The following is a 25,540-nucleotide window of genomic DNA, read 5'->3' as shown; positions in this document are numbered from 1 at the left end:
GTCGCGGTCATGACTGCACGCGAGGACGGCCGCGCCGACGACGAGCTCCGCCCGATCACGATCACCCGCCACTGGCTCGACCACGCCGCCGGGTCGGTGCTGGTGGAGTTCGGCCGCACGAAGGTGCTCTGCGCCGCGTCGGCCTCCGAGGGGGTGCCGCGCTGGCGCAAGGGCTCGGGCAAGGGCTGGGTCACCGCGGAGTACGCCATGCTCCCCGCGGCCACCAACACCCGCTCCGACCGCGAGTCGGTCAAGGGCCGCATCGGCGGGCGCACCCACGAGATCAGCCGGCTCATCGGCCGCTCGCTGCGCGCCGTCATCGACTACGACGCGCTGGGCGAGAACACCATCCAGCTCGACTGCGACGTGCTGCAGGCCGACGGCGGCACCCGCACGGCCGCCATCACGGGTGCCTACGTCGCCCTGGTCGACGCGGTCGCCCACCTGCGCCAGACCGGGGCGCTCAAGGGCGCCCCGCTCACCGGCTCGGTCGCGGCGGTCAGCGTCGGCATCATCGACGGCGTGCCCCGCCTCGACCTGCCCTACGTCGAGGACGTGCGCGCCGAGACCGACATGAACGTCGTGATGACCGGCACGGGCAGCTTCGTGGAGGTGCAGGGCACCGCCGAGGGCGCGCCCCTCGACCGCCGCGAACTCGACGCGCTGCTGGGCCTGGCCGAGAAGGGCTGCGCCGATCTGACGCGCCTGCAGCAGGAGGCGCTCGGCTCGTGAGCACCCGGATCTTCCTCGCCTCGCGCAACCGCAAGAAGATCGAGGAGATGGAGCGCATCCTGCGCGAGCACGTGCCCGGGGTGGAGGTGGTCGGGCTCGACGACCTGCCCGCCCTCGGGGTCGACTACGACGAGCCGGTCGAGGACCAGCCCACCTTCCAGGGCAACGCCCTGCTCAAGGCGCGCGCGGGCCTGGCCGCCACGGGCCTGCCGTCGGTCGCCGACGACTCCGGGCTCTGCGTCGACGCGCTCAACGGCATGCCGGGTGTCCTCAGCGCCCGGTGGTCGGGCCCCCGCGACGGGGTCGCCCGCGAGGAGGTCGACGCCCGCAACAACGCGCTGCTGCTCGCCCAGCTCTCCGACGTGCCCGACGAGCGTCGCGCGGCCCGCTTCGCGTGCGCCGTGGCGCTGTGCCACCCCGGCGGCGAGCAGGTCGTGCTCGGCGAGATGACCGGCCGCGTGCTGCGCGAGGTCAGGGGCGAGGGCGGCTTCGGCTACGACGGTCTCTTCGAGGCCGACGACGAGCCGGGCCGCAGCACCGCCGAGCTGAGCCGCGAGGAGAAGGACGCCATCTCCCACCGCGGCCACGCGCTGCGCGCGCTCGGACCGGTCCTCGCCGCTACGGTCGTGCGATGAGCCGGCACTTCTTCGTCCGCAGGAACCTCGCCCGACTGCTCCTGCGCCTCGCGCGCTGGCGCACCGTCGGCACCGTGCCGACCAAGGGGGTGCTGGTCGGCGCCCCCCACACCTCCAACTGGGACTGGGTGCTGACCATGCTGCTGGCGTGGGACAGCGACGTGCAGATCCGGCTGCTGGTGAAGAAGGAGTTCTTCAAGGGTCCGCTGGCCCCGCTGCTGCGGGCGACCGGCGCGGTGGCCCTCGACCGGCGCGACCCCGGCGGCACCATCCGGGCCCTGGTCGCCGACGCCGCCGTCGACGAGACCTTCCTGCTGGGGATCGCCGCCGAGGGCACGCGCAGCCGCGGCGAGCTGTGGAAGTCGGGCTTCTACCGGATCTCCCAGCAGACCGGGCTGCCGATCACCCTGGCCTTCCTCGACGCCCCGAGCCGCACCGTCGGCTGGGGTCCGACCTTCCCCACGACCGGCGACGTGGTGGCCGACATGGACCGGGTGCGGGCGTTCTACGCCGACAAGCGCGGATTCCACCCCGACCAGTTCACCCCGCCCCGGCTGCGCGAGGAGGGCTGAGCCGCCCGGTCCCCGGACCGGAGTGCGCCCGGAGAGATTCGAACTCTCACTGGACAGGACCTAAACCTGTTGCCTCTGCCGTTGGGCTACGGGCGCCGGGCCCCAGTATCGCGTGCCCGACCCGGGCTCAGGCGTCGAGGCCCAGGTCACGGCGCAGCTTGGCGACGTGGCCGGTGGCCTTGACGTTGTACTGCGCGAGCTCGATCGTGCCCTGCTCGTCGACGACGAACGTGGAGCGGATGACGCCCTGGACGACCTTGCCGTACATCTTCTTCTCCCCGAAGGTGCCCCACGCCGCCATGGCGCTCTTGTCGGGGTCGGAGAGCAGGGTGATGCCCAGGCCGTCGCGCTCGCGGAAGCTGGCCAGCTTGGCCGGCTTGTCGGGGGAGACGCCGAGCACCTCGTAGCCGGAGGCGCGCAGCGACTCCAGCGAGTCGGTGAAGTCGCAGGCCTGCTTGGTGCAGCCCGGGGTCATCGCCGCGGGGTAGAAGTACACGATCACCTTGCGCCCGCGCAGGTCGGCCAGCGAGACCGTGGCGCCGGTGTCGTCGCCCAGGGTCAGGTCGGGGGCCGGGTCGCCGGGGGAGAGGCGGGTGGGGGCTGCGGTCTCGCTCATCGGGCTGGTCCTGTCCGGTCGGGTAGTGTTGTCGCACACGGTGTGCAATAACGTCACGAGGGCAACGACCCATCCGTGGCACTCGTCGGTGTCGAACCGTAACCGACCACGCCCGGCCGCCCCTCGCCACGCCCGACCGCAGGAGACCCGCATGCACGTGCCCGACGGATTCCTCGACGCACCGACGTCGGTCGGCACCGGCGTGGTGGCCGCCGCCGCTGTCGGCCTGGCCCTGCGCGGTGCGCGCCGTGAGCTCGACGACCGCACGGCGCCGCTGGCCGGCCTCGTCGCGGCCTTCGTCTTCGCCACCCAGATGCTCAACTTTCCCGTCGCGGCGGGCACGACCGGCCACCTCATGGGCGGGGCGATCGCCGCGGTGCTCGTGGGGCCGTGGACCGGGGTGCTCTGCACCAGCGTGGTCTTCGTCGTGCAGGCCCTGCTCTTCGCCGACGGCGGCATCACGGCGCTGGGCACCAACATCGTGCTGATGGGCGTCGTGACCTGCGCCGTCGGCTGGGGCGTCTTCCGGCTGCTCCAGGCGGTGCTGCCCAAGCGGGTGTCGATGGTGCCGCTCGCCGCCGGGATCGGGGCCTTCGTGTCGGTGCCGGCCGCGGCGCTGGTCTTCGTCGGCCTCTACGCCGTGGGCGGCGTCGCGCCGCTCCCGCTCGACAACCTCACCACCGCGATGCTGGGGGTGCACCTGCTCATCGGCGTCGGCGAGGGGGTCATCACCTTCCTCGCGGTCGGCTCGATCATCGCCGTGCGCCCCGACCTCGTCCACGGGGCACGCCGGGTCCTGGCCCAGCGCACCCTCGAGGTCCGCACCTCCCCGACGGCGAGCGCGGCATGAGGCGCCCCGGCACCCGCACGGTGCTCCTCGGGGTGCTCGTCGTCTCGCTGCTGCTCGCGGGCGTCGTGAGCTTCTACGCCGCCAGCGCCCCCGACGGGCTGACCAAGGTCTCCCAGGACCAGGGCTTCGCCGACACCGAGACCGACCACGCGGCCGGCGACGGACCCTTCGCCGGCTACGGCAGCAGCTTCATCTCCGACGAGCGGCTCTCCGGAGGAGTGGCCGGCGTCGTGGGCGTGCTCGTGGTGCTCGCGCTGGCCGGGGGGCTGACCCTGCTGGTGCGCCGCAGGGGCGAGCCCGCCGACCAGCCGGTCGACCAGCCCGCCGACGAGCCCGTCGACCAGGACCGCTGACGTGGGCGCCGGTCACGGCCACACGCTGCACTTCCACGGCCACTCCGCGGTCCACCGGGCCCCGGCCCACCTGAAGATCGTCGCGCTCGTCGCGTTCATGGTGGTCGTGGTGGCCACGCCGCGTGAGTGGTTCGCGGCCTACGCCGGCTTCCTGGTCGTGCTGCTCGGGGTCGTCGCGCTCTCGCGGGTGCCCCCGACGTACCTGCTCAAGCGCATGGTGGTCGAGGTGCCCTTCGTGCTCTTCGCGCTGCTGCTGCCCTTCGTGGCCCACGGCGAGCGGGTCGAGGTGCTCGGGGTCTCGGTCAGCGGCCCGGGGCTGCTGGCCGCCTGGGCGCTGCTGGCCAAGGGCACCCTCGGGGTGCTGGCCAGCCTGACGCTGGCCGCCACCACGGAGCCGCAGGCCCTGCTGCGCGGCCTGGAGCGCCTGCGCCTGCCCAGCCTGCTGGTGCAGATCATGGGCTTCATGATCCGCTACCTCGAGGTCGTCACCACCGAGCTGCAGCGGATGAGGGTCGCCCGGGAGTCGCGGGGCTTCTCCGCGCGCAACCCCCGGCACTGGCCGGTGCTCGCGCGCTCCATGGGGTCGCTCTTCATCCGCTCCTACGAGCGCGGCGAGCGGGTGCACCTCGCGATGCTCTCGCGGGGCTACACCGGCACCATGCCGCGATGAGCGCGGGCGCCGGCGCGATGATGTGCCCATGACCACGCCCGTGCTCGACGTCCGCGGCCTCGCCTACGCCTACCCCGACGGCCACCAGGCCCTCTACGGCGTCGACCTGCACGTGCATCGCGGCGAGCGCGTCGCGCTGCTGGGCCCCAACGGCGCCGGCAAGACCACCCTCGTGCTCCACCTCAACGGCATCCACACCGCCGGGGCCGGCAGCGTGAGCGTCAGCGGGCTGCCGGTGACCAAGGAGAACCTCGCCGAGGTCAGGCGACGCGTGGGCATCGTGTTCCAGGACCCCGACGACCAGCTCTTCATGGGCTCGGTGCGTGCCGACGTCGGCTTCGGGCCCGCCAACCTCGGGGTCAGGGGCGCCGAGCTCGACCGTCGTGTCATGGCCGCGCTCGAGCAGGTCGGCATGGCCGACTACGCCGACCGGCCGCCGCACCACCTGTCCTTCGGCCAGCGCCGCCGCGTCGCGGTGGCGACCGTGCTGGTCATGGAGCCGGAGGTGCTCGTGCTCGACGAGCCCTCCTCCAACCTCGACCCCGCCTCGCGACGCGAGCTCGCCGACATCCTGCGCTCGCTCGACGTCACCGTGCTCATGGTGACCCACGACCTGCCCTACGCCCTGGAGCTCTGCCCGCGGTCGGTGGTGCTCCACGACGGCACGGTCGTGGCCGACGGCGCGACCTACGACGTGCTGACCGACGACGACCTGATGCGCCGCCACCGCCTCGAGCTGCCCTTCGGCTTCGACCCGCGCGGCCTCGGCCGCGGCGCGGGTTGGTAGCGTGGGCGGGTGACCAACGAGCCCAAGCAGCCCAGCGCCCTCGAGCGTGAGATCGAGGAGACCCGCGAGCGTCTGGCCGGCACCATCGACCAGCTGCTGCACCGGGCCAGCCCCAAGACCATCGCGGGGCGCCAGGCCTACTCGCTGAAGGCCCACTACGTCGACGTCGACTCCGGTGAGCCGCGCACCGACAACATCCTCAAGACCGTCGGTGTGGTCGTCGGCGTCGTGGTGACGCTCGTCGTCGTGCGCCGCGTCGTGCGCTGACGCCGCCCCCCGGACAGGCCGAGCCCGTGTCGGACAAGCTGCCGATCAAGATGCTGCACGACCGCGTGCTCGTCGAGATCGACGCCGAGGCCGGCGAGCGCCGCTCGTCGGGAGGCATCGTGATCCCGGCGACCGCGGCCATGGGCGCGCGCCGGCTCTCGTGGGCCCGCGTCGTGGCCACCGGGCCCAGCGCCCGCTCGGTCGAGACCGGCGACCGCGTGCTCTTCGACGCCGACGACAAGTCCGAGGTCGAGGTGCACGGCGAGCTCTACGTCGTCATGCGCGAGCGCGACGTGCACGCCGTGGCCGCCGAGCGGCTGGGCGACGAGGCCACCGGGCTCTACCTCTAGCCGTTGACCGGCTGCGGCGAGGGGACCTCCGGCTCGAGCTCGACCGCGTCGTCGGTCTGCTCGGTCGCGGGGTCGTGGATGTCGGGGATCCGCATCGCGGCGGCCGCGGCCACCAGCATGCCGACGGCCAGGATCGCGAAGCCGATCGTGTAGCCGCTCTCCTCGGGGAAGCCGGCCGGGTTCATCCGGGCGGTCACGATGCCGGCCATGACGGCCGAGCCGATGGAGCCGCCGATGGTGCGGATGTTGGCGTTCATGCCGCTGGCCACGCCGGTCTGCTCGCGCGGCACGCTGGCGATGACCACGCCGGCCAGGCTGGAGAAGACCAGGCCCGAGCCGAGGCCCTGGGCCGTGGTGGCGGCGTAGAGCTGGGCGGTGGTGTCGTGGAAGAGCGCCATCGAGGCGAAGGCCGCACCGCTGATCAGGGTGCCGGTGACGATGACCAGGCGGGCGCCGAAGCGGCCGATGAGGCGGGCGGTGAGGAAGCCGACCACGAAGCTGGCCACGGCGCTGGGCAGCAGCAGGTGGCCCGACTCGGTGATGGTGGCGTCGAAGCCGTAGCCGGCCGCCGACGGGGTCTGGAGGAACTGCGGCAGGAAGCCGAAGGAGGCGAACATGCCGAAGCCGACGAAGGCGCCGACGACGTTGGTCGTCCAGACCCCGCGCAGGCGCATCATCTGCATGTCGATGAGCGGCACCGGCACCCGCGTCTCGACGCGCACCCACAGGGCGGCGAGGACGGCGGCGGCCGCGAGCAGGCCCAGCACCTCGATCGAGGCCCAGCCCCACTTGTTGCCCTGGCTCACGGCCAGCAGCAGGGCGACCAGCCAGCCGGCGAGCAGCACGGCGGGCAGGGCGGGCAGGCGCCCGGGGGTGCGCACGGGCGACTCGGGCACCAGCACGAGCGCGGCGAGGGCGGCGACGGCGGTGGCGATCATCGGCAGCCAGAACAGCCAGTGGTAGCCCAGCGAGTCGACGATCGGGCCGGCCACCACGATGCCGGCGCCGAAGCCGACCGCGGTGAGCGAGGCGATCACGCTGAGCGCGCCGGTGACCCGGCCGGTGAACTCGTCGCGGATGATGCCGAACGACAGCGGCAGCACGCCGCCGCCGAGGCCCTGCACCACCCGGGCGACGATCAGCCAGCCGATGCTCGGCGCCAGCGCGGCCATGAGCGAGCCCACGGCCAGGGCGCTCAGGGTGACCACGAGCATCTTCTTCTTGCCCACGGCGTCGCCGATCCGGCCCAGCAGCGGGGTCGCGATCGACGCCGAGAGCAGGTAGGCGGTCAGCACCCACGTCACGGTGGTCTGGTCGGTGTCGTACTCGAGCTGGATCTGCGCCAGCACCGGCACGATGAGCGACTGCAGCAGCGCGAAGGACGAGACCGCGACGGTGAGGACGGCGAAGGTGAGGCTCTGGTTGCCACGGATCGCTGGTGACACGGGGAGGGGCTCCTGGGTGGGGCTCGTGGGGCGGTCCGCGCGGTTGGTTGCGCGGGTCAACCGTGACTCAACCACGACCCGGGGTGCGGCATTCCCACCGGCGCCCGCCCCGGCGCGGGAGCACGCCTGTGCCCCGACGTGTCACCTCCACGGGTGATGGGTCGGGCCGCCCCCGTGCGTAGCGTCTGCTCCATGATCGGATTCCTTGTGGCAGGCCTCATCATCGGCGCGCTCGCGCGCCTCATCAAGCCCGGCAAGCAGAACCTGGGGCTGCTCGCGACCCTCGGTCTCGGCCTCGTCGGCTCCCTCATCGGAGGGCTCATCGCGCAGCTCTTCGGCACCGGCGGCATCTTCGAGCTGAACGTCATCGGCTTCGTGCTCGCCGTCATCGCCGCCGTGCTCCTCATCGGCGTCGCCGAGAGCGTCGCGGGCAAGAACAAGACCCGCGTCTGACGCTCTCCCACCGCACGACCTCCCGCCCCGCCGCGCACCCGCGCGGCGGGGCGGTCTGCGTCCCGGGGTCCACGCGCCAGGGATGCGTCAACGGCGGCCGGCAGGGCGTCAGGGAAGCGTCAAGACCCGGCGGCGGCGCCAGGCGGCGGCCCTAGACAAGGGGGGTGCCCGATCTCGCCTTCCTCCTGCTGACCCTGGTCTCCTTCCTCCTGCTGACGCTGCTCGTCGGCGCGCTGCGGTGAGCGCGCTCGGCCCCGCGCTCGGCCAGGTCCTCCTCCTCGCCGCGCTGCTCGCGCTCACCGTGCCCGTCCTCGGGCGCCGGCTGGCGCTGATGTACCTCTCCCCGCGCCACCTGCGCGTCGAGTCGGCGGCCTACCGCCTGCTGCGCCTCGACCCCGACGCCGACCAGCACTGGCGCACCTACGCCCTGTCGGTGCTCGGCTTCTCGATGGTCGGGGTGCTCGGGCTCTACGCCCTCGGGCGCCTCCAGCAGCACCTGCCGCTGTCCCTCGGCTTCCCGGCGCTGCCCGCCGACGGTGCCTGGAACACCGCGGTCAGCTTCGTGACCAACACCAACTGGCAGTGGTACTCCGGCGAGGCCGCCCTGGGCCACACGATGCAGATGGCCGGTCTGACGGTGCAGAACTTCGTCTCGGCCGGGGTCGGCATGGCCGTCGCGGCGGCCCTGGCGCGTGGCCTGGCCCGCAGCGGCCGCGACGGTCGGGTCGGCAACTTCTGGACCGACCTCGTGCGCGGCGTCGTGCGGGTGCTGCTGCCGATCGCGCTGCTCTCCGCGCTGCTGCTGGTGGCGCTCGGGGCGGTGCAGAACCTCGCCGAGCCCCACGCCGTGACCACGCTGAGCGGCGCCACCCAGGAGATCACCGGCGGACCGGTGGCCAGCCAGGAGGCGATCAAGCAGCTCGGCACCAACGGCGGCGGCTTCTACAACGTCAACTCCGCCCACCCCTTCGAGAACCCGTCGCCGGCCAGCAACCTGCTCGAGACGTACCTGATGCTGCTGGTGCCCTTCGCGATGGCCTGGGCCTTCGGCCACCTCGTGCGCGACCGCCGTCAGGGCGGCGCCGTGGTGGCGGTCATGGCCCTGCTGCTCACGACCTCGGTGGCCCTGCTGACCTGGGCCGAGATGGCCGGGCCCGGCTCCGCGCCCGAGCTCGCCGGCGGAGCGCTGGAGGGCAAGGAGGTCCGCTTCGGCACCGCCGGGTCGGCCCTGTGGGCGGCGGTCACGACCGGCACCTCGACCGGTGCGGTCAACGCCATGCACGACTCGCTCACCGCCCCCGGCGGGGGCATCGCCCTCTTCAACATGATGCTCGGCGAGATCTCGCCCGGCGGTGTCGGGTCGGGGCTCTACGGCATGCTGATGCTCGCCGTCGTGACCGTCTTCCTCAGCGGTCTGATGGTGGGTCGCACACCGGAGTACGTCGGCAAGCGCATCGGCCAGCGCGAGATCGTGCTGGTGGCGGGCTACGTGCTCACCACCCCCGTGCTCGTCCTCGTCGGCAGCGCCGTGGCCCTCACCGCTCCGGCCGGTCTGGCCGGGCTGCAGGAGGGCGGCCCCCACGGGCTGACGGAGGCGGTCTACGCCGTGACGTCGGCGAGCAACAACAACGGCAGCGCCTTCGGTGGGCTGACGTCGGGCACGCCGTTCTGGAACACCCTGCTCGGCCTGTGCATGCTGCTGGGCCGCTTCGTGCCGATGGTGCTGGTGCTCGCCCTCGCCGGGCGCTTCGCCGAGCAGCACCCACGACCGCCCGGGGCCGGCACGCTGCCGACCCACCGTCCCCTCTTCGTCACCCTGCTCGCCGGCGTCGCCCTGGTCCTGGTCGGTCTGACCTACGTGCCCGTGCTCGTGCTCGGCCCGATCGTGGAGTCCCTCTCGTGACCACCTCTCTGCTGACGACCGTCAGCGCGGCGCTGCCCGGCGCCCTGCGCAAGCTCGACCCGCGCCTCCTCCTCGCCACCCCGGTCATGCTCGTCGTCGAGGTCGGGGCCGTGACGACCACCGTGCTCAGCGTCCTCGACCCCAGCGCACTGGCGGTCCTCGTCTCGCTCTGGCTGTGGCTCACCGTGCTCTTCGGCAACCTCGCCGAGTCGGTGGCCGAGGGCCGGGGCAAGGCCCAGGCCGCGAGCCTGCGGGCGCTGCAGCAGGAGACCACCGCACGTCGCCTGGACCGCCGCGGCGAGGAGGAGCAGGTGTCGAGCACCTCGCTGCGCGTCGGCGACCTCGTCGTGGTGGAGGCGGGGGAGCGGATCCCCGGTGACGGCGACGTCGTCGAGGGCGTCGCCTCGGTCGACGAGTCGGCCGTGACCGGGGAGTCGGCCCCGGTGATCCGGGAGTCCGGGGGCGACCGGTGCGCCGTCACCGGCGGCACCACGGTGCTCTCCGACCGCATCGTCGTGCGCATCACCTCCGCGCCGGGGCAGTCGTTCGTCGACCGGATGATCGCCCTGGTCGAGGGCTCGCAGCGCCAGCGCACCCCCAACGAGATCGCGCTCGGCGTGCTGCTGGGGGCGCTGACCATCGTCTTCGTCGTCGTCTGCGCGACGCTCTACCTCATCGCCGACCACAGCGACGCCGACCAGTCGGTGGTGGTGCTCGTGGCGCTCCTGGTGTGCCTGATCCCCACGACGATCGGGGCCCTGCTCTCGGCCATCGGCATCGCCGGCATGGACCGGCTCGTGCGACGCAACGTGCTGGCCATGAGCGGGCGTGCCGTGGAGGCGGCCGGGGACGTCGACGTGCTGCTGCTCGACAAGACCGGCACCATCACCCACGGCAACCGGCGCGCCAGCGCGCTGCTCCCGGCCGGCGGCGTCCCGGAGGCGGAGCTGGCCGAGGCCGCGCTCCTCGCCTCCCTGGCCGACGAGACCCCCGAGGGGCGCAGCATCGTCGACCTCGTGGGCTCGACGTACGACGGGGTGCCGGCGGGGGCGTCGCTGGTGGAGTTCAGCGCCACGACCCGGATGAGCGGGCTGGACCTCGACGGTCGCAGCGTGCGCAAGGGAGCCGCCTCGGCCACGTCGCGGTGGGTGCTCGACGGCGGGGGCGTGGCCTCCCCGGAGGTCGACGCCGCCGTGCAGGAGGTGAGCGCGAGCGGCGGCACGCCGCTGGTGGTCGCCGAGCGCGTCGGCGACGGGCCGGCCCGCCTGCTCGGGGTGGTGCACCTCAAGGACGTCGTCAAGGACGGCATGCGCGAGCGCTTCGCGGAGCTGCGCGCCATGGGCATCCGCACGGTGATGGTGACCGGCGACAACGCGGTGACCGCCCACGCGATCGCCCAGGAGGCCGGCGTCGACGACGTGCTCGCCGAGGCCACGCCCGAGGAGAAGCTCGCGCTCATCCGCCGCGAGCAGCAGGGCGGCCGGATGGTCGCGATGTGCGGCGACGGCACCAACGACGCACCTGCGCTGGCCCAGGCCGACGTCGGGGTGGCGATGAACACCGGCACGACCGCGGCCAAGGAGGCCGGCAACATGGTCGACCTCGACTCCGACCCCACCAAGCTGATCGAGGTCGTGGAGATCGGCAAGCAGCTGCTCATCACCCGCGGGGCGCTGACAACCTTCTCGATCGCCAACGACGTCGCGAAGTACTTCGCGATCCTGCCGGCCATGTTCGTGGTCGCCTTCCCGCAGCTGGAGGTGCTCAACGTGATGCGCCTGAGCAGCCCGGAGTCGGCGATCGTGTCGGCCGTCGTGTTCAACGCCCTGGTCATCGTCGCGCTGGTGCCGCTGGCGCTGCGCGGCGTCGCCTACCGGCCGTCGTCGGCCGCCGACCTGCTGCGGCGCAACCTGCTGCTCTACGGCGTCGGCGGCCTGGTCGCCCCCTTCGTCGGGATCAAGCTGCTCGACCTCCTCGTCTCCCTCGTCCCCGGTCTCTGAGAGGACCCCCGCGTGAAGACCCTGCTCGCCTTCTCCCGCCAGAGCCTCGCCGGCCTGCGCGTGCTGCTGGCCGCCACGCTGCTGCTCGGCGTGGCCTACCCCCTGCTGGTCACCGGCGTCGCCCAGGTCGCCTTCCCCTGGCGGGCCGACGGCTCGCTGGTGACCGTCGAGGGGGAGCGCACCACCGACCCCGACGAGGCCGCGGGCTCCGCCCTCGTCGGACAGCTCGTCGACGACGACCGGCTCTTCCGGCCCCGTCCCTCGGCCGCCGGCGAGGGCTACGACATGCTCGCGACCTACGGCTCCAACCTCGGCCCCGAGAGCCCCGAGCTGCTCGACCTCATCGCCGCGCGGCAGGCCGAGGTCGCCGCCCGCGAGGGCGTCGACGTCGCCGACGTGCCGCCCGACGCGGTCACCGCGTCGGCCTCCGGGCTCGACCCCGACATCTCGCCGCGGTACGCCGCCCTGCAGGTGCCGCGCGTCGCCGCGGCGAGCGGCCTGCCGGAGGCGGCCGTGCGCGAGCTGGTGGCCGAGCACACCGCCGGTCGCACGCTCGGCGTGCTCGGCGAGCCCCGCGTCGACGTGCTCGGGCTCAACCTCGCCGTGGTGGACGCGGCGGGGCTGGAGACCACGGGGGGCGACCGGTGAGGCGCCCGTCGTCACCCCACCCGGGACCGCGGGCACGCATCGCCCACGACGGCGGGCTGCTGCTCGTCGCGGCCGCGTGCGCCCTGGCCGCGCTCCTCGCGACCGGCCTGCGGGTGCTGCTCGACTGAGGCGGTGCCGGGCCCTCAGGCCGGCCGGGCGGTGAAGTAGCCCGCGTCGGCGAGCATCGAGGCGCAGCGGGCGCACAGCTCGACCCGCTCGCCGCCGAGGACGTCGGCGGCCCCCCGCTGACGGACCCCGGTGACCTCGGCGGCGACGGGGGAGAGGTGATGACCGCTCGCGCAGCGCCGCGGGCGGTCGGGGGCGGCGGACGCAGCCGTGGGTCGCAGCGGCAGCGGGTCGCGGGCCGGCGGGGCCCAGGTGAGCGCGAGCGGGAGTCCGGTGAGCAGCAGCGGGTCGCTCGCGTCGCGGGTGGCCAGCCCTTGGAGGAGCAGGGTCGCCGCGACCGCGGGCGTGCGCACGCGGAAGGGGAACCCGGCCTCGGCCGAGCGGCGGCAGTGCTGCAGCAGGGCGGGGTCGACGAGCGGGCTGGTCGGGGTGCTGGACACGGGTGGCTCCTCAGGGGCGGAGACCTGTCCAACGAGTCCCGGGCGAGGAAGTGACGGTCGGGGCGTTGACGGACGCCGGGGCGGGATGTAACCATCCTCACAACGCGATGTTTACGCAAACATCGCATCCGGCGACACCCCGAGGAGGCAGGCCGATGGCGGTCCAGCAACCGATCGCAGACCGCGCCCCGCGCAACCGCCGCCGGTGGACGGGCTGGGGCTTCCTGGCGCCGTTCGTCGCGGTCTTCGCGCTGGTGTTCCTGGCTCCGATCGTCTACTCGGTCCACCTCAGCCTCTTCCGCGACCAGCTCATCGGCGGCACGTCGTTCGTCGGGCTCGACAACTACACCCAGGTGCTCGGCGACGACGCCTTCTGGGAGTCGCTCACCCGCGTCGGCCTCTTCCTGGTCGTGCAGGTGCCGGTGATGCTGCTGCTCGCGCTGCTGGTGGCGCTGGCCATCGACAGCGGGCGGCTCTACGGCGCGTCGTTCTTCCGGATCTCGATCTTCCTGCCCTACGCCGTGCCCGCCGTCGTGGCCTCGCTCATGTGGGGCTTCATGTACGGCGACCGCTTCGGCCTGGTCGGCAACGTCAACGACGCCTTCGGCACCTCGCTGCCCGACCCGCTCAGCCCCACCTGGGTGCTGGCCTCGATCGGCAACATCGTGACCTGGGAGTTCGTCGGCTACAACATGCTGATCTTCTTCGCCGCCCTGCGCACCATCCCCACCAGCCTCTACGAGGCCGCCTCCATCGACGGGGCCAGCGAGTGGCGGGTGATCACCTCGATCAAGCTGCCCGCCATCCGCGGCGCGCTCGTGGTGGCGACGATCTTCTCGATCATCGGCAGCTTCCAGCTCTTCAACGAGCCGAGCATCCTGCAGAGCCTGGCGCCCAACGCGATCACCACCGACTTCACGCCCAACCTCTACGCCTACTCGCTGTCCTTCTCCGGCCAGCAGTACAACTACTCCGCCACCGTCGCGATCGTGATGGGCCTGGTGACCATGGTCATCGCCTACGTGGTGCAGCTGCGCGGCATGCGCAAGGAGCTCTGACGTGACCACCACGCCCCTGGCCCCCACCCCGCCCGACCGTGGCGCGGCCCCCGTCCGCCCGGGCCCCCGCCTGCGCTCCAGCCGCTCCGGCGCTCGCCGCGGCGGCGTCCCGGTGACCGGGGCCCCCGCCGAGCGCCGCGCCCGGCGCAGCCCGCTGCTGACCGCTCTCACCGGCATCGTGCTCGTCTACAGCGTGGTGCCCCTGCTGTGGCTGGTCATCAACGCCACCAAGACCCAGGGCGACCTCTTCACCTCCTTCGGGCTGTGGTTCTCCGACGACTTCTCGCTGTGGTCCAACCTCACCGAGACCTTCACCTACGACGACGGCATCTTCCTGCGCTGGCTCCTCAACACGCTGCTCTACGTCGTGCTCGGCGCCGGTGGCGCCACCGCGCTGGCGGTGCTGGGCGGCTACGCCCTGGCGCGCTTCGACTTCCCGGGCAAGAAGGCGGTCTTCGCCGTCGTCATCGGGGCCGTCGCGGTGCCGGGCACGGCGCTGGCGGTGCCGACCTTCCTGATGTTCAGCCAGATGGGGCTCACCAACACGCCGTGGGCGGTGATCATCCCGTCGCTCATCTCGCCCTTCGGCCTCTACCTGATGTGGACCTTCGCCACCGACGCCATCCCCACCGAGCTCATGGAGGCCGCGCGCGTCGACGGCGCCTCGGAGTTCCGGGTGTTCTGGCAGATCTGCCTGCCGCTGCTCATGCCGGGCGTCGTCACCGTGCTGCTCTTCACCATGGTCGCGACCTGGAACAACTACTTCCTCCCGCTGATCATGCTCAAGGACCCCGACTGGTACCCCCTCACCCTCGGGCTCAACGCGTGGAACGCCCAGGCGTCCACCGCGGGCAGCGAGGCCGTCTTCAACCTCGTCATCACCGGCTCGGTGGTCACCATCCTGCCGCTGGTCGCCGTCTTCCTGCTGCTCCAGCGCTACTGGCAGTCGGGCCTGGCCGCCGGCTCCGTCAAGGAGTGAGCGCGCACCCGCGCCCCACCACCCCGCACCACCACCCGCACCACCACCCGCAGCACCCCACCGATCCCCCCGGGACGCACCGTCCAGGGCAGGCACGATCCGAGAGGACCACCCACACCATGAAGAACACGAACCGACGCAACCGCTGGCTCGGAGCGGTCGCCGTCGCCGCCGTCGGGGCGCTCAGCCTGAGCGCCTGCGGCTCGGGGGACGACTCCGCCTCCGGCGGGGAGCAGGTCTCCGCCGACGCCGTCGACGCCGCGCTCGAGGAGGGCGGCACCCTCACCGTGTGGGCGTGGGAGCCCACCCTGGAGAAGGTCGTCAGCGACTTCGAGGCGGAGTACCCCAACGTCGACGTCGAGCTGGTCAACGCCGGCACCGGCAACGACCAGTACACCGCCCTGCAGAACGCGGTCTCGGCCGGCAAGGGCGTGCCCGACGTCGCCCAGGTCGAGTACTACGCCCTGCCGCAGTTCTCCCTGGCCGGCAGCGTGAGCGAGCTGAGCGGGTTCGGCGCCGCCGACCTCGAGGACACCTTCACCCCCGGCCCCTGGTCCTCGGTGCAGCAGGACGACGGCATCTACGGCCTGCCCATGGACTCCGGCCCGATGGCGATGTTCTACAACCAGGAGGTCTTCGAGGAGTACGGCATCGAGGTGCCGACCACCTGGGAGGAGTTCATGCAGGCCGGTCGCGACCTCCAGGCCGCCGACCCCGACGTCTACATCACCAACGACACCGGCGACGCCGGCTTCGCGACCAGCCTCATGTGGCAGGCCGGGGCCCAGCCGTTCGCCTCCGAGGGCGAGGACGTCACCATCGAGTTCTCCGACGAGGGCGCGCAGACCTACGCCGACACCTGGCAGACCATGATCGACGAGGAGCTCCTCGCCCCGATCAGCTCGTGGAGCGACGAGTGGTTCTCCGGCCTCAACGACGGCACCGTGGCCACCCTGGTCACCGGCGCCTGGATGCCGGCCAACCTCGAGTCCGGCGCCCCCGACGGCAAGGGCGACTGGCGCGTCGCGCCGATGCCGCAGTGGGAGGCCGGCGCCGAGACCACCGCCGAGAACGGCGGCTCCTCGCTGACCATCCCGACCGACGCCCAGGAGAAGGAGCTGGCCTACGCCTTCCTGGAGTACGCCAACGTCGAGGACGGCGTGCAGACCCGCGTCGACGGCGGTGCCTTCCCCGCCACCGTCGCGGAGATCGAGTCCGACGAGTTCGTCGGCAAGGAGTTCCCGTACTTCGGCGACCAGAAGGTCAACGAGGTGCTCTCCGAGTCGGCCGGCCAGGTCGCCGAGGGCTGGTCCTACCTGCCCTTCCAGGTCTACGCCAACAGCATCTTCAACGACACCGTCGGTCAGGCCTACGTCTCCGACGAGCCCCTCGCCGACGGCCTCGCCGCCTGGCAGGAGCAGATGACCGAGTACGGCGAGCAGCAGGGCTTCTCCGTCTCCTGACCTGACCCGCCTCCCGCTGCACGCAGCACCCCGCCCCACCCCCGTCGGTGCGACGGGACCGGCCCGGCCCGGTCCCGTCGTACCGACGGTCCCTTCCTCCGAGGAGCACGCACCATGACCGCCCCGACCTCCCACCGCTGGCTGCGCTGGCCCACCCGGCCCGACGAGCCGCGCATGGCCTTCGGCGCCGACTACAACCCCGAGCAGTGGCCGCGGGAGGTGTGGGCCGAGGACGTCGCCGCGATGCGCGGCGCGGGGGTCAACGTCGTGTCGGTCGCGATCTTCTCCTGGGCCCGGCTCCAGCCGGCGCCCGACCGCTTCGACTTCGCCTGGCTCGACGAGGTCATGGACCTCATGCACGCCCACGACATCGCCGTCGACCTGGCCACCGCCACCGCCTCGCCGCCGCCGTGGCTGACCACCCTGCACTCCGAGGTGCTGCCGGTGAGCTTCGAGGGCCACACCGTGTGGCCCGGGGCCCGCCAGCACTGGCGCCCCACCTCGCCGGTCTTCCGCGAGCACGCGCTGCGCCTGGTGCGCGCCGTGGCCGAGCGCTACGCCGAGCACCCCGCGCTGGCCGCCTGGCACGTGAGCAACGAGCTGGGCTGCCACAACGTCCACGACTACTCCGACGACGCCGCGCGCGCCTTCCGCACCTGGCTCCAGGCGCGCTACGGCAGCGTCGAGGCCCTCAACCACGCCTGGGCCACCAGCTTCTGGTCGCAGCGCTACGGCGCGTGGGAGGAGGTGCTGCCGCCGCGCTTCGCCGGCCACGGCTCCTTCATCAACCCCACCCAGCGCCTGGACTTCCAGCGCTTCTCCTCCGACGCCCTCGCCGAGCACCTGCGCGCGGAGCGCGACGTACTGGTCGCGATCACCCCCGACGTGCCGGTCACCACCAACTTCATGGTGATGGGGGAGACGCGCGGCATGGACTACGCCGCCTGGGCCGCCGACGTCGACTTCGTCTCCAACGACCACTACGTGCAGGACGGCGAGCGCCCGCTCGACGAGCTGTCCTTCTCGGCCAACCTCACCGGCGGCATCGCCGGCGGCCGGCCGTGGTTCCTCATGGAGCACTCCACCAGCGCGGTCAACTGGAAGTCGGTCAACGTCCCCAAGCGCCCCGGCCACCTCGTGCGCGACTCGCTCACCCACGTGGGTCACGGCGCCGACGCGGTCTGCTACTTCCAGTGGCGCCAGTCGCAGGGCGGCGCCGAGAAGTACCACTCCGCGATGCTGCCCCACGCCGGCACCGGCACCGCCCTGCACCGCACCGTGCAGGAGCTCGGCGCGCGCCTGGCCGCCCTGTCGCCGGTCGTGGGCAGCAGCCGGCGCCCCGCCGACATCGCCATCGTCTTCGACTGGGACTCCTGGTGGGCCGCCGAGGGCAGCGGCACCCCCACCCAGGAGCTGCGCTACCGCCAGGAGGCGCTCGACTGGTACTCCGCCTGCCTCGACCTGGGGCTGCGCGCCGACGTCGTGCCCCTGACCGCCGACCTGTCGGGCTACGCCCTGGTCGTGGCGCCGGTGCTGCACGTCGTGCCGGCGGCCCTGGCCGAGCGGCTGGAGGCCTACGTCGCCGGCGGCGGCCACCTGGTGACCACCTACTTCTCCGGTGTCGTCGACGAGCACGACCACGTCTGGCTCGGCGGCTACCCCGGCGCGCTGCGCGACCTGCTCGGCCTGCGGATCGAGGAGTTCGGCCCGCTGGAGCCCGGCACGAGCGTCGACCTCGACAACGGCTCGGCGGGCTCGGTGTGGGCCGACGGCGTCGACGTCGTCGACCCGGCCGTCGAGGTGCGCGTGCGCTACAAGGACGGCGTGCACGCCGGCTCGCCCGCCGTGACCCGCCGCCCGGTCGGTGCGGGCTCCGCGTCGTACGTCGGGACCCGGCTGGGCGCGAGCGGCGTCGCGCCGGTGCTGGCCGACCTGGCCCGAGACGCGGGCGTGGTCTCCGAGCTGCCCGAGGAGGCGCGCGGCGCGGTGGAGCTGATCCGTCGTGAGCGCGACGGCGAGCAGTACCGCTTCCTCGTCAACCGCACCGACGGCTACGTCGAGCTCCCGGCCCCGGCCGGCGAGGTGATCGACGGCGCCGCCCCCGCCTCCGACCGGCTCGTGATCGCCCCGCGCGAGGTGGTCGTCGTGCGCAGCGCCGACTGAGCCGGGCCCGCCGGGCCTCCGTCGGGGTGGGCCTCAGTCGGGCGGGGGAGCGGTGCTCTCGCGCACGACGAGCTCGGTGGGCACCAGCACCGTGGTGGGCGGGGTGCGCCGGTCGCGCAGCTGGGCCAGCACCCCGGCCACCGAGTGGCGCCCGACGCCGGCGAAGTCCTGCCGCACCGTGGTGAGCGGAGGGATGTAGCTCGCCGCGTCGGGCACGTCGTCGAAGCCGACGACGCTGACGTCCTGCGGCACGCGACGGCCGGCCTCGTGGAAGGCACGCAGCAGACCGAGGGCCATCTGGTCGTTGGCGGCGAACACCGCGGTGCAGCCCGGCTCGCCGGCCAGCCGCTGGCCCGCCGCGTAGCCCGACTCCGCGCTCCAGTCGCCGCGCAGCAGGGGCGGCGCCGTGCGACCGGCCGCCTCGAGGGTCGTGCGCCACGCCTCGCAGCGGCTCTCCCCGGCGTAGGAGGCCTCGGGGCCGGCGACGTGCCAGACGGTCTCGTGACCGAGGTCGAGCAGGTGCTGCACGGCTTGCCGGGCGCCGAGGTGCTGGTCGGTGTCGACGACGGAGTGGCGGTCGGTGCCGCCGGAGTCGACCACGACCATGGTCATGCCGGGCGGGAGCACGGCCTGGGCGGTGTCGAGCAGGTGCACCTCCATGATGGCGATGACGCCGTCGACCGCGAGCTCGCTGAGCCGGTCGAAGGCGCCGGCGACCTTGGCCTGGGTGGGGGCCACGGGCAGGAGCGTGATCGCGTAGCCCTGCTCGGCGGCGGAGTCGGCGATGCCCTCGAGCGTGCGCATGTTGCCGGTGGTCGACAGCGTGAAGAGCACGACGCCGATCGTGCGGAACTCGCCGCGCTTGAGGGCCCGTGCGGCGCCGTTGGGCCGGTAGCCGAGCTCGTCCATCGCCCGCAGGACCCGCTCGCGGGTGGCGTCGACGACGTCGCCGGCCCCGTTGGAGACCCGCGAGACCGTCTGCGCCGAGACGCCGGCGAGCTTGGCGACGTCGGCCATGGACACGCGCCGGTGCGGGGCCGGGGGAGGGGGTTCGGTGGTGGTCAACGGGCCTGCTCTCGGTGGTGGTGGCGCCACCACGATCCTCGCCTGCCGGGGACCTCCCCGGCAAGGCGGGGGCTTGACGGTCGCGGGGTGCGGTGAGACGGTCGTCACAGATGATGTTTGCGCAAACATCCTGTCACGGACGGGGCGGGAGCGCACCCCTCGTCGCGCCCTTCCGTCCTCTCCAGAGAGCAGCGCAGCATGAGAGCACCCACCCCCCGACGCGGGCTCGCAGCCCTCGCGGTCTCGGCGGTCGTCGCCGGGCTCGCCTGCCAGCCCACCGCCGCAGCGGCCGCGCCCGCCGCGGCACCCACCGCCGCACCCACCGCCGCACCCGCCCCGTCGGCCGCCGCCGACGACGGGGTGCCCGACGTGACCGTCACGCCCGACCCGTCGTACCAGGGCGGACCCTTCGAGGGCTGGGGCACCAGCCTGGTGTGGTTCGCCAACGCCACGGGCGACTACCCCGACGCGATCCGCCAGGAGCTGCGCGACCTGGTCTTCGGCGACGAGGGCCTCGACCTCAACATCGCGCGCTACAACATCGGCGGCGGCAACGCTCCGTCGGTCGAGGACTACCTGCGCCCCGGTGGCGCGGTCGAGGGCTGGTGGAAGGCGCCCGCGGGCCCGCAGCTCACGCCGCAGGACAAGGACTGGTGGGACCCCGCCGACCCGGCGCTGTGGAACGACGACGCCGACGCCACCCAGCGCTGGTGGATCGACGCGATCAAGGCCGACATCACCCACTGGGAGGCCTTCAACAACTCCCCGCCGTGGTTCCAGACCGTCTCGGGCTACGTCTCGGGCGGCTTCGACCCCAGCGCCGAGCAGATCCGCGCCGACACCGTCGACGACTTCGCCGCCTACCTCGTCGGCGCCATGGAGCGGCTCGAGGCCGCCCACGGCATCACCTTCGACACCGTCGACCCCCTCAACGAGCCCAACACGCCCTACTGGGGCACCCAGCTCGGCGCCGACGGCCAGCCGACCGGCGGACGCCAGGAGGGCGCGCACGCCGGCCCCGCCATGCAGGCCCGGGTCATCACGGCCCTCGAGGAGGCGCTGGCGGCCAGCGATCTCGACACCCCGATCTCGGCCATGGACGAGACCAACCCCGGCACCTTCGTGCGCAACTGGTACGCCTACGACCAGCCGACGCAGGACCTCGTCGAGCAGCTCAACGTGCACACCTACGGCACCGGCCAGCGCACGTCGGCGCGCGACCTCGCCAAGGGCGAGGGCAAGCCGCTGTGGATGAGCGAGGTCGAGGGCTCGTGGGGCGCGGGCCAGAGCTTCACCGACATGGCGCCCGGACTGGGCATGGCCGAGCGGATCACCGACGACCTGCGCGAGCTCGAGCCCGACGCCTGGGTCTTCTGGCAGCCGGTCGAGGACCTCAAGAACATGGAGCCCGGCGGCGAGAGCGCCGCCGGGGCCAACTGGGGCAGCATCCAGCTCGACTTCGACTGCGGTGACGGCGACGTGCTCGTGCGCGACCCCGCCGCCCCGCCCGCCGAGGGCACCTGCCGGATCAAGACCAACACCAAGTTCGACACCGTGCGCAACTACACGCACTACATCGAGCCCGGCGACCGCCTGGTCGCCACCGACTCCACCGACTCCACCGCGGCGCTCACCGACGAGGGCGTCACCATCGTGCACGTCAACGACTCCGACGCCGCCCGCGACGTCACCCTCGACCTCGCGAAGTTCGCGTCGGTGCCCGACGGCGCCACCGTCACGCCGGTGGTCACCAGCACCGCCGGCGCGCTGCGCACGGGCACACCGACCGCGGTGCGCGACGGCGAGGCCACGCTGCGCCTGCCCGCCCGCTCGGTGACCACGCTGCTGGTCTCGGACGTCTCCGGCGTCGCCGAGGACGCGGCACTGGTGCAGGAGGACCACGTCTACCGCCTGCGCGGCGTGCAGAGCGGGAAGTCGCTCGCCCCGGCCGCGACCGGGTCGGGCGTCGTGATCCGCACCGACAGCGCCTCGGCCCCCGACCAGGTCTGGCGGCTGCGGCCGCTCGCCGACTCGGTGAGCAACCGGCAGCGCTACACGCTGGGCACCGGTGACGGTGAGCTGCTGCTCGCCGCCGGGGCCGACGACCCGACGCTGGTCGCCGCCGACGCCGGGTCGACCCCGGCCGAGACCGCGCAGTGGATGCTCTCCACCACCGGTGACGGCACCTACACCGTCGTCAACGCCGGCACCGGTCAGCTCCTCGACGTGCCCGGCGGGGCCACCGCCGACGGCACCCGGGTGGCGTTCTACACGCCGACCTCGGGCGACAACCAGCGCTGGCGGGTCCTCGACGAGACCGTGCAGGGTGTCCGGCCCACCGCCGTCGTCACCCCCGTCGGGGTCGCTCCCTCCCTGCCCGCGACCGTCACCGGGATCTACGCCGGCGGCGACCGCGACGGCCTGCCCGTGGTCTGGGACCTGCCGGCCGACTCCGCGTGGCAGCAGCCCGGCACGGTCGTCGTGCCCGGCACCGTGACCACCTCCGACGGACAGCGCCTCACCACGACCGCCGAGGTCACGGTCGACACCCTGGTGTCCACCCGCCCGGCGCGCGCGGCGACGTACGTCGGTCAGGCCCCGACCCTGCCCACCACCGTCACCGCGGTGGGGGAGTCGGGCGCCACCGTCGAGCGGTCCGTCACCTGGGAGGCCGCGCCCGCGGGTGCCTTCGACCGGACCGGCGTGGTCGAGCTGGAGGGCGTCGCCGACGCCGGGGCCGGGCGCACCCTGCCCGCGACCGTCGCGGTGCGGGTGACCGAGCCCGTGCCCGGCGTGGTGCCCACGCCGGAGGGCACCACCGTGGCTGCGACCTTCACCGAGCCCGGCTACGGCACCGCCGGGCTGCTCGACGGAGACCTGGGCGACAAGGCGTGGTCGAACTGGAGGTCGTCGGCCAAGAACACCTCCGACACCCTCACGCTGACGTTCCCCGCCGCCCGCACGCTGACCGGCCTGCGGGGTGTGTTCTTCAAGGACGGCGCGAGCGACAGCTACCCCGCCTCGGTGCGCGTCGAGGTGCCCACCGGCGACGGTGGGTGGCGACAGGTCGGGGAGACCACGACGATGGCCGCCGGGCTCGCCTCGCCGGTCGTCACCGTCAGCTTCCCCGGGGTCGAGGTCGACCGGGCCCGCCTGGTGATGACGGCTCGCGACAACACCCACCTGACCATGAGCGAGCTGCAGGTGCTGGGTCAGGTCGCCGCCGAGGGCTCCGACGCCGGCCTCGCCGAGCTGCGTGTGGCCGGCACCCCGCTGCCCGGCTTCGACCCCGCCCGCGAGTCCTACACCGTCACCTCCACGCAGGTGCAGCAGGTCGCGGCCCGCGCCGCCGACCCCTTCGCCACCGTCGAGGTGCAGCAGGCCGGCGACGGTCGCACCGCCCGGGTCGTGGTCACCAGCGAGGACGGCTCGGCGACCCGCACCTATGCGGTGACGTTCCAGGCTCCGGGCACCGACCCCGAGCCCGTCCTCGTCGACGGCTTCGAGGAGCCCGGTCGTCTCGACGGCGCCTGGGTCGGCAGCACCTCACGCGCCGACTACCGCGTGACGCCCCGCGGTCTGCGGGTGGGGCGTGGGGGCCCGATCCTGCACACCGGGTCCCGCCAGGGCGCCGACCAGCAGGCCGCCGTCACCCTCGAGCGCGTCGCCCCCGGCGCCCGCTCGCTCGGCCTGCTCCTCGAGGCCCAGGGCCAGGACGGCTTCCGACGCGGCCTGGCCGTCACCTGGAACCCCCAGACCCAGCGCGTGCGTCTCGCGGTGAAGCGCTCGGTGGCCTCGGCCTGGACCCGCTCGGTCGGTCCGAGGGTGGACCTCGCCGAGGGCGACGTGCTCGGCGCCCGCACCGTCGGCGACCGGGTCGAGGTGCTGCGCGACGGCGTGGTCGCGGCGACCTTCGTGCTCGAGGGCCGCGACGCCACGGCGTTCGTCGGGCGCGGTGGCCACGTGGGGATCTGGGCGCAGCGCGCCACCGGCTCGGTGCTCGACGACCTGGTGGTCGGGCCGGAGACCCGCTCGCAGGAGTGAGCGGCTGACCCTCGCACGACCCGCACACGACGGCGGCGGCAGGACCGAGGTCCTGCCGCCGCCGTCGACGTGCGTGGGTCAGCCCGCGAAGGCCGCCACGGCGGCCTCGCCGAAGGCCGGGAGGTCGTCGGGGTTGCGGCTGGTGACGAGCTGCCAGCCGTTGGCCGGGCAGGTGAAGGACTGCTCGTCGACCCAGCTGCCACCGGCGTTGGAGATGTCGGTCTTCAGGCTGGGCCAGCTGGTGAGGGTCTTGCCGCCGAGCACGCCGGCCTCGACCAGGGTCCAGGGGCCGTGGCAGATCGCGGCGATCGGCTTGCCGGCGTCGGCGAAGGCCTTGACGAGGGCGACGGCCTTCTCGTCGAGGCGCAGGGCGTCGGGGTTGGTCGTGCCGCCGGGCAGCACCAGGCCGTCGAAGTCGTCGACCGACGCGTCGGCCACGGCGAGGTCGGGCTCGAAGGTGTCGGCCTTGTCCACGTCGTTCTCGAAGGCCTGGATGGTGCTCTTCTCGGGCGCGATGAGCGTGGTGGTGGCGCCGGCCGCGTCGATGGTCTTGCGCGGCTCGGTGAGCTCCACCTGCTCCACGCCGGAGTTGGCGACCAGGAAGGCGATGCGCTTGCCGTCGAGCTGGGGCATGTCGGGACCTTTCGTCGAGTGCGGGGCGGCGGTGCGCTCGCCCCGGGGCCGTCGGGGCCCGTCTCCCCAGCCTGCCGCGCCGACTCGGGCGCACCACCGCCTGACGGGGTGAGGACGCACCGACGTCCCGACGCCCGGATGCCCCGGTGTCCCGGTGTCAGCGGGCGAGGAGCCAGGTCGTCGTGCGCACGGCGACCACGAGCCAGAGGGTGGCGAGGGCGGCGAGGAGGACGACGGCGAGGTCGAGCAGCGCGGTACTCCCGGTCACCTCGGCCAGGGCGGCGGAGCCCGTCACCACGGTGCCGACGGGGAAGGTGAAGGCCCACCACGCCAGGCTGAAGGGCAGCCCGCCGTCGCGCCGAGCCGCGCGGACGACCAGGGCGCCCGCCACGATCAGCCAGGCCACGGCGAGGGTCAGCACCAGCGCGCCGTACGGCACCACCGCGCCGGCCGCCCACGCTCCCCACGGGCGCGGCAGGACGGCGGGGGAGAGGTCGCCGAGGTGGTGCACCGCGGTCACCGACTGGCCCAGCGGGCCGAGCACGATGAGCAGCGTCGGGGCGGCGGTCGCCGCGATGCCGTGGCGTCGGAGCCGGCGCAGCACCAGGGGGAGGACGACGAGGGTGGCGACCAGCGCGACGCCGGCCAGGCCCCAGCAGCAGAGCAGGAACGCCGCTCGCAGGTCGCCCGCGGGCACCCGCGGCACCAGCAGCGCGCCGGTCGCGGCGCTCACCATGGGGGGCACGACCGGCATCAGCCAGCTGGGGGTCGCGTCGTCCAGCCCGACGCGGTGGGAGACGAGGGCCACGGTCGGCACCACGACCGTGGTGGCGAGGCCCATCAGGGTCCCGGCCACCCACAGCGCCGCGCCCACGGTCAGCGCCGGCGTGACGCCCAGGACGCGGTGACCCACCAGGAGCGCTCCCGCGCCGACCGTCATCAGGGCCATCGCGGGCGCGCCGAAGAAGTGCGCCATGACCGGGTCGGCGAGGTGGGCCCGCACGCTGCCCGGGTGGCGTCGCGACTGGGCGACGGTCGCCGCCATGAGCACGACGAGCAGCGTCGCCGCCACCAGCCAGGCCGCGAGGGCCAGCAGGCCACGCCCCGGGACGGCCACGGGCACGGCGGTGAGCGCGACCGCGAGGATGCCGGTGCCCATGACCGACGCGAACCAGTTGGGTCCGATCGGGCCCGCGGCCGGCGTCGCGAGGTCGGATCGACTCGGGGTCGTCTCGGTGGGGGACATCGCGGTCGTCGTCACCGTCCCAGGATGGGCGGGCGTCGAGGT

Annotated in this window: 25 protein-coding genes and 1 tRNA gene; 19 read left to right on the top strand and 7 right to left on the bottom strand. The window is 73.5% G+C overall.

Features of this window, described 5'->3' with window-relative positions:
• The first annotated feature begins 9 nt into the window (after positions 1 to 9).
• Genes rph through IR170_RS05290 form a run of 3 tightly spaced genes read left to right on the top strand, consistent with a single transcriptional unit; the run spans position 10 to position 1,939 of the window.
• Positions 10 to 732, top strand: a complete 723-nt coding sequence (gene rph / locus IR170_RS05300; RefSeq protein WP_193661438.1) for a ribonuclease PH — start codon at positions 10 to 12, stop codon at positions 730 to 732.
• Complete coding sequence (locus IR170_RS05295) at positions 729 to 1,367, top strand: non-canonical purine NTP pyrophosphatase (RefSeq protein ID WP_193661437.1); 639 nt, start codon at positions 729 to 731, stop codon at positions 1,365 to 1,367. Before rph ends, IR170_RS05295 begins: the two co-directional genes overlap by 4 nt.
• On the top strand, positions 1,364 to 1,939 hold the full coding sequence (locus IR170_RS05290; RefSeq protein ID WP_193661436.1) for a 1-acyl-sn-glycerol-3-phosphate acyltransferase: 576 nt from the start codon (positions 1,364 to 1,366) through the stop codon (positions 1,937 to 1,939). The genes IR170_RS05295 and IR170_RS05290 overlap by 4 nt, the downstream gene beginning before the upstream one ends.
• A 23-nt stretch (positions 1,940 to 1,962) precedes the next feature.
• Here the strand turns inward: IR170_RS05290 and IR170_RS05285 are convergent.
• Positions 1,963 to 2,035 (bottom strand) — tRNA-Leu (locus IR170_RS05285).
• A 31-nt stretch (positions 2,036 to 2,066) separates the two neighbouring features.
• The gene (gene bcp, locus IR170_RS05280; RefSeq protein WP_056863671.1) at positions 2,067 to 2,555 is read right to left on the bottom strand and encodes a thioredoxin-dependent thiol peroxidase; all 489 of its coding nucleotides are present in this window, start codon (positions 2,553 to 2,555) and stop codon (positions 2,067 to 2,069) included.
• Between the two features lie 151 nt (positions 2,556 to 2,706).
• Here bcp and IR170_RS05275 point away from each other — a divergent pair, with 151 nt between their 5' ends.
• The 6 genes from IR170_RS05275 to IR170_RS05250 are packed head-to-tail and all read left to right on the top strand — an operon-like array spanning position 2,707 to position 5,832.
• Positions 2,707 to 3,405, top strand: coding sequence for an energy-coupling factor ABC transporter permease (locus tag IR170_RS05275; protein ID WP_193661435.1), 699 nt, complete (start codon positions 2,707 to 2,709; stop codon positions 3,403 to 3,405).
• A complete protein-coding gene (locus tag IR170_RS05270; protein ID WP_193661434.1) occupies positions 3,402 to 3,758 on the top strand; it encodes a PDGLE domain-containing protein in 357 nt (118 codons plus the stop codon). Before IR170_RS05275 ends, IR170_RS05270 begins: the two co-directional genes overlap by 4 nt.
• 1 nt (position 3,759) lies before the next feature.
• The gene (gene cbiQ, locus IR170_RS05265; RefSeq protein ID WP_193661433.1) at positions 3,760 to 4,428 is read left to right on the top strand and encodes a cobalt ECF transporter T component CbiQ; all 669 of its coding nucleotides are present in this window, start codon (positions 3,760 to 3,762) and stop codon (positions 4,426 to 4,428) included.
• A gap of 28 nt (positions 4,429 to 4,456) precedes the next feature.
• Positions 4,457 to 5,215, top strand: a complete 759-nt coding sequence (locus IR170_RS05260) for an energy-coupling factor ABC transporter ATP-binding protein (protein WP_193661432.1) — start codon at positions 4,457 to 4,459, stop codon at positions 5,213 to 5,215.
• A 9-nt stretch (positions 5,216 to 5,224) separates the two neighbouring features.
• A complete protein-coding gene (locus IR170_RS05255; protein ID WP_056863675.1) occupies positions 5,225 to 5,482 on the top strand; it encodes a DUF3618 domain-containing protein in 258 nt (85 codons plus the stop codon).
• Positions 5,483 to 5,508: 26 nt separating this feature from the next.
• Positions 5,509 to 5,832, top strand: coding sequence for a GroES family chaperonin (locus IR170_RS05250; RefSeq protein WP_425572641.1), 324 nt, complete (start codon positions 5,509 to 5,511; stop codon positions 5,830 to 5,832).
• Here IR170_RS05250 and IR170_RS05245 read toward each other — a convergent pair.
• Positions 5,829 to 7,277, bottom strand: coding sequence for an MFS transporter (locus IR170_RS05245; protein ID WP_193661431.1), 1,449 nt, complete (start codon positions 7,275 to 7,277; stop codon positions 5,829 to 5,831). The two genes, IR170_RS05250 and IR170_RS05245, sit on opposite strands and share 4 nt — an antisense overlap.
• A 192-nt stretch (positions 7,278 to 7,469) precedes the next feature.
• Here IR170_RS05245 and IR170_RS05240 point away from each other — a divergent pair, with 192 nt between their 5' ends.
• From IR170_RS05240 to IR170_RS19820, 5 genes are all read left to right on the top strand, one after another.
• On the top strand, positions 7,470 to 7,730 hold the full coding sequence (locus tag IR170_RS05240; protein ID WP_056904218.1) for a GlsB/YeaQ/YmgE family stress response membrane protein: 261 nt from the start codon (positions 7,470 to 7,472) through the stop codon (positions 7,728 to 7,730).
• A gap of 238 nt (positions 7,731 to 7,968) precedes the next feature.
• Positions 7,969 to 9,633, top strand: a complete 1,665-nt coding sequence (kdpA, locus tag IR170_RS05235) for a potassium-transporting ATPase subunit KdpA (protein ID WP_319804912.1) — start codon at positions 7,969 to 7,971, stop codon at positions 9,631 to 9,633.
• Entirely contained in the window at positions 9,630 to 11,633 is a 2,004-nt protein-coding gene (kdpB, locus tag IR170_RS05230) for a potassium-transporting ATPase subunit KdpB (protein WP_193661429.1), read from the top strand. Before kdpA ends, kdpB begins: the two co-directional genes overlap by 4 nt.
• 12 nt (positions 11,634 to 11,645) lie before the next feature.
• Positions 11,646 to 12,281 (top strand): potassium-transporting ATPase subunit KdpC, encoded by a 636-nt coding sequence (gene kdpC / locus IR170_RS05225; RefSeq protein ID WP_193661428.1) that lies wholly within the window; start codon positions 11,646 to 11,648, stop codon positions 12,279 to 12,281.
• Entirely contained in the window at positions 12,278 to 12,409 is a 132-nt protein-coding gene (locus tag IR170_RS19820; RefSeq protein WP_264674740.1) for a hypothetical protein, read from the top strand. The genes kdpC and IR170_RS19820 overlap by 4 nt, the downstream gene beginning before the upstream one ends.
• A 15-nt stretch (positions 12,410 to 12,424) precedes the next feature.
• Here IR170_RS19820 and IR170_RS05220 read toward each other — a convergent pair whose 3' ends face one another.
• Positions 12,425 to 12,847 carry a hypothetical protein gene (locus IR170_RS05220; RefSeq protein ID WP_056863681.1) on the bottom strand — a complete coding sequence of 141 codons (423 nt, stop codon included), beginning with the start codon at positions 12,845 to 12,847 and terminating at the stop codon, positions 12,425 to 12,427.
• 155 nt (positions 12,848 to 13,002) lie between these two features.
• Between IR170_RS05220 and IR170_RS05215 the strand changes: the two genes are divergently transcribed.
• From IR170_RS05215 to IR170_RS05200, 4 genes are all read left to right on the top strand, one after another.
• Positions 13,003 to 13,905, top strand: a complete 903-nt coding sequence (locus tag IR170_RS05215; RefSeq protein WP_193661427.1) for a carbohydrate ABC transporter permease — start codon at positions 13,003 to 13,005, stop codon at positions 13,903 to 13,905.
• Position 13,906: 1 nt separating this feature from the next.
• Positions 13,907 to 14,884: a carbohydrate ABC transporter permease gene (locus IR170_RS05210; RefSeq protein WP_193661426.1), complete on the top strand. Its 978-nt coding sequence runs from the start codon at positions 13,907 to 13,909 to the stop codon at positions 14,882 to 14,884.
• Between the two features lie 119 nt (positions 14,885 to 15,003).
• Entirely contained in the window at positions 15,004 to 16,347 is a 1,344-nt protein-coding gene (locus IR170_RS05205) for an ABC transporter substrate-binding protein (protein ID WP_193661425.1), read from the top strand.
• 114 nt (positions 16,348 to 16,461) lie between these two features.
• Positions 16,462 to 18,510: a beta-galactosidase gene (locus IR170_RS05200; protein WP_193661424.1), complete on the top strand. Its 2,049-nt coding sequence runs from the start codon at positions 16,462 to 16,464 to the stop codon at positions 18,508 to 18,510.
• 33 nt (positions 18,511 to 18,543) lie between these two features.
• Here the strand turns inward: IR170_RS05200 and IR170_RS05195 are convergent, their stop codons facing one another.
• Complete coding sequence (locus IR170_RS05195; RefSeq protein ID WP_193661423.1) at positions 18,544 to 19,527, bottom strand: LacI family DNA-binding transcriptional regulator; 984 nt, start codon at positions 19,525 to 19,527, stop codon at positions 18,544 to 18,546.
• Positions 19,528 to 19,773: 246 nt separating this feature from the next.
• On the opposite strand from IR170_RS05195, the gene IR170_RS05190 reads away from it, so the two are divergent.
• Positions 19,774 to 23,619: an Ig-like domain-containing protein gene (locus IR170_RS05190; protein ID WP_193661422.1), complete on the top strand. Its 3,846-nt coding sequence runs from the start codon at positions 19,774 to 19,776 to the stop codon at positions 23,617 to 23,619.
• Positions 23,620 to 23,697: 78 nt separating this feature from the next.
• On the opposite strand, the gene IR170_RS05185 is transcribed toward IR170_RS05190, so the two are convergent.
• Positions 23,698 to 24,252, bottom strand: a complete 555-nt coding sequence (locus IR170_RS05185) for a type 1 glutamine amidotransferase domain-containing protein (RefSeq protein WP_056863687.1) — start codon at positions 24,250 to 24,252, stop codon at positions 23,698 to 23,700.
• A gap of 157 nt (positions 24,253 to 24,409) precedes the next feature.
• Positions 24,410 to 25,513: an SLAC1 family transporter gene (locus IR170_RS05180; RefSeq protein WP_193661421.1), complete on the bottom strand. Its 1,104-nt coding sequence runs from the start codon at positions 25,511 to 25,513 to the stop codon at positions 24,410 to 24,412.
• Positions 25,514 to 25,540: the final 27 nt, after the last annotated feature.

The sequence above is a fragment of the Nocardioides kribbensis genome, from assembly GCF_015070375.1.
In the GTDB taxonomy this organism is placed as follows: domain Bacteria; phylum Actinomycetota; class Actinomycetes; order Propionibacteriales; family Nocardioidaceae; genus Nocardioides; species Nocardioides kribbensis.
This window is presented reverse-complemented; position numbering and strand designations above follow the sequence as displayed.

Excerpts from the sequence above, each read along its gene's own strand:
- IR170_RS05290 (WP_193661436.1), top strand. The coding sequence starts at position 1,364 with ATGAGCCGGCACTTCTTCGTCCGCAGGAACCTCGCCCGACTGCTCCTG.
- IR170_RS05270 (WP_193661434.1), top strand. The coding sequence starts at position 3,402 with ATGAGGCGCCCCGGCACCCGCACGGTGCTCCTCGGGGTGCTCGTCGTC.
- IR170_RS05195 (WP_193661423.1), bottom strand. The coding sequence starts at position 19,527 with ATGGCCGACGTCGCCAAGCTCGCCGGCGTCTCGGCGCAGACGGTCTCG.
- IR170_RS05205 (WP_193661425.1), top strand. The coding sequence starts at position 15,004 with ATGAAGAACACGAACCGACGCAACCGCTGGCTCGGAGCGGTCGCCGTC.
- IR170_RS05240 (WP_056904218.1), top strand. The coding sequence starts at position 7,470 with ATGATCGGATTCCTTGTGGCAGGCCTCATCATCGGCGCGCTCGCGCGC.
- IR170_RS05275 (WP_193661435.1), top strand. The coding sequence starts at position 2,707 with ATGCACGTGCCCGACGGATTCCTCGACGCACCGACGTCGGTCGGCACC.
- IR170_RS05185 (WP_056863687.1), bottom strand. The coding sequence starts at position 24,252 with ATGCCCCAGCTCGACGGCAAGCGCATCGCCTTCCTGGTCGCCAACTCC.
- IR170_RS05215 (WP_193661427.1), top strand. The coding sequence starts at position 13,003 with ATGGCGGTCCAGCAACCGATCGCAGACCGCGCCCCGCGCAACCGCCGC.
- IR170_RS05200 (WP_193661424.1), top strand. The coding sequence starts at position 16,462 with ATGACCGCCCCGACCTCCCACCGCTGGCTGCGCTGGCCCACCCGGCCC.
- IR170_RS05190 (WP_193661422.1), top strand. The coding sequence starts at position 19,774 with ATGAGAGCACCCACCCCCCGACGCGGGCTCGCAGCCCTCGCGGTCTCG.
- IR170_RS05260 (WP_193661432.1), top strand. The coding sequence starts at position 4,457 with ATGACCACGCCCGTGCTCGACGTCCGCGGCCTCGCCTACGCCTACCCC.
- bcp (WP_056863671.1), bottom strand. The coding sequence starts at position 2,555 with ATGAGCGAGACCGCAGCCCCCACCCGCCTCTCCCCCGGCGACCCGGCC.
- rph (WP_193661438.1), top strand. The coding sequence starts at position 10 with ATGACTGCACGCGAGGACGGCCGCGCCGACGACGAGCTCCGCCCGATC.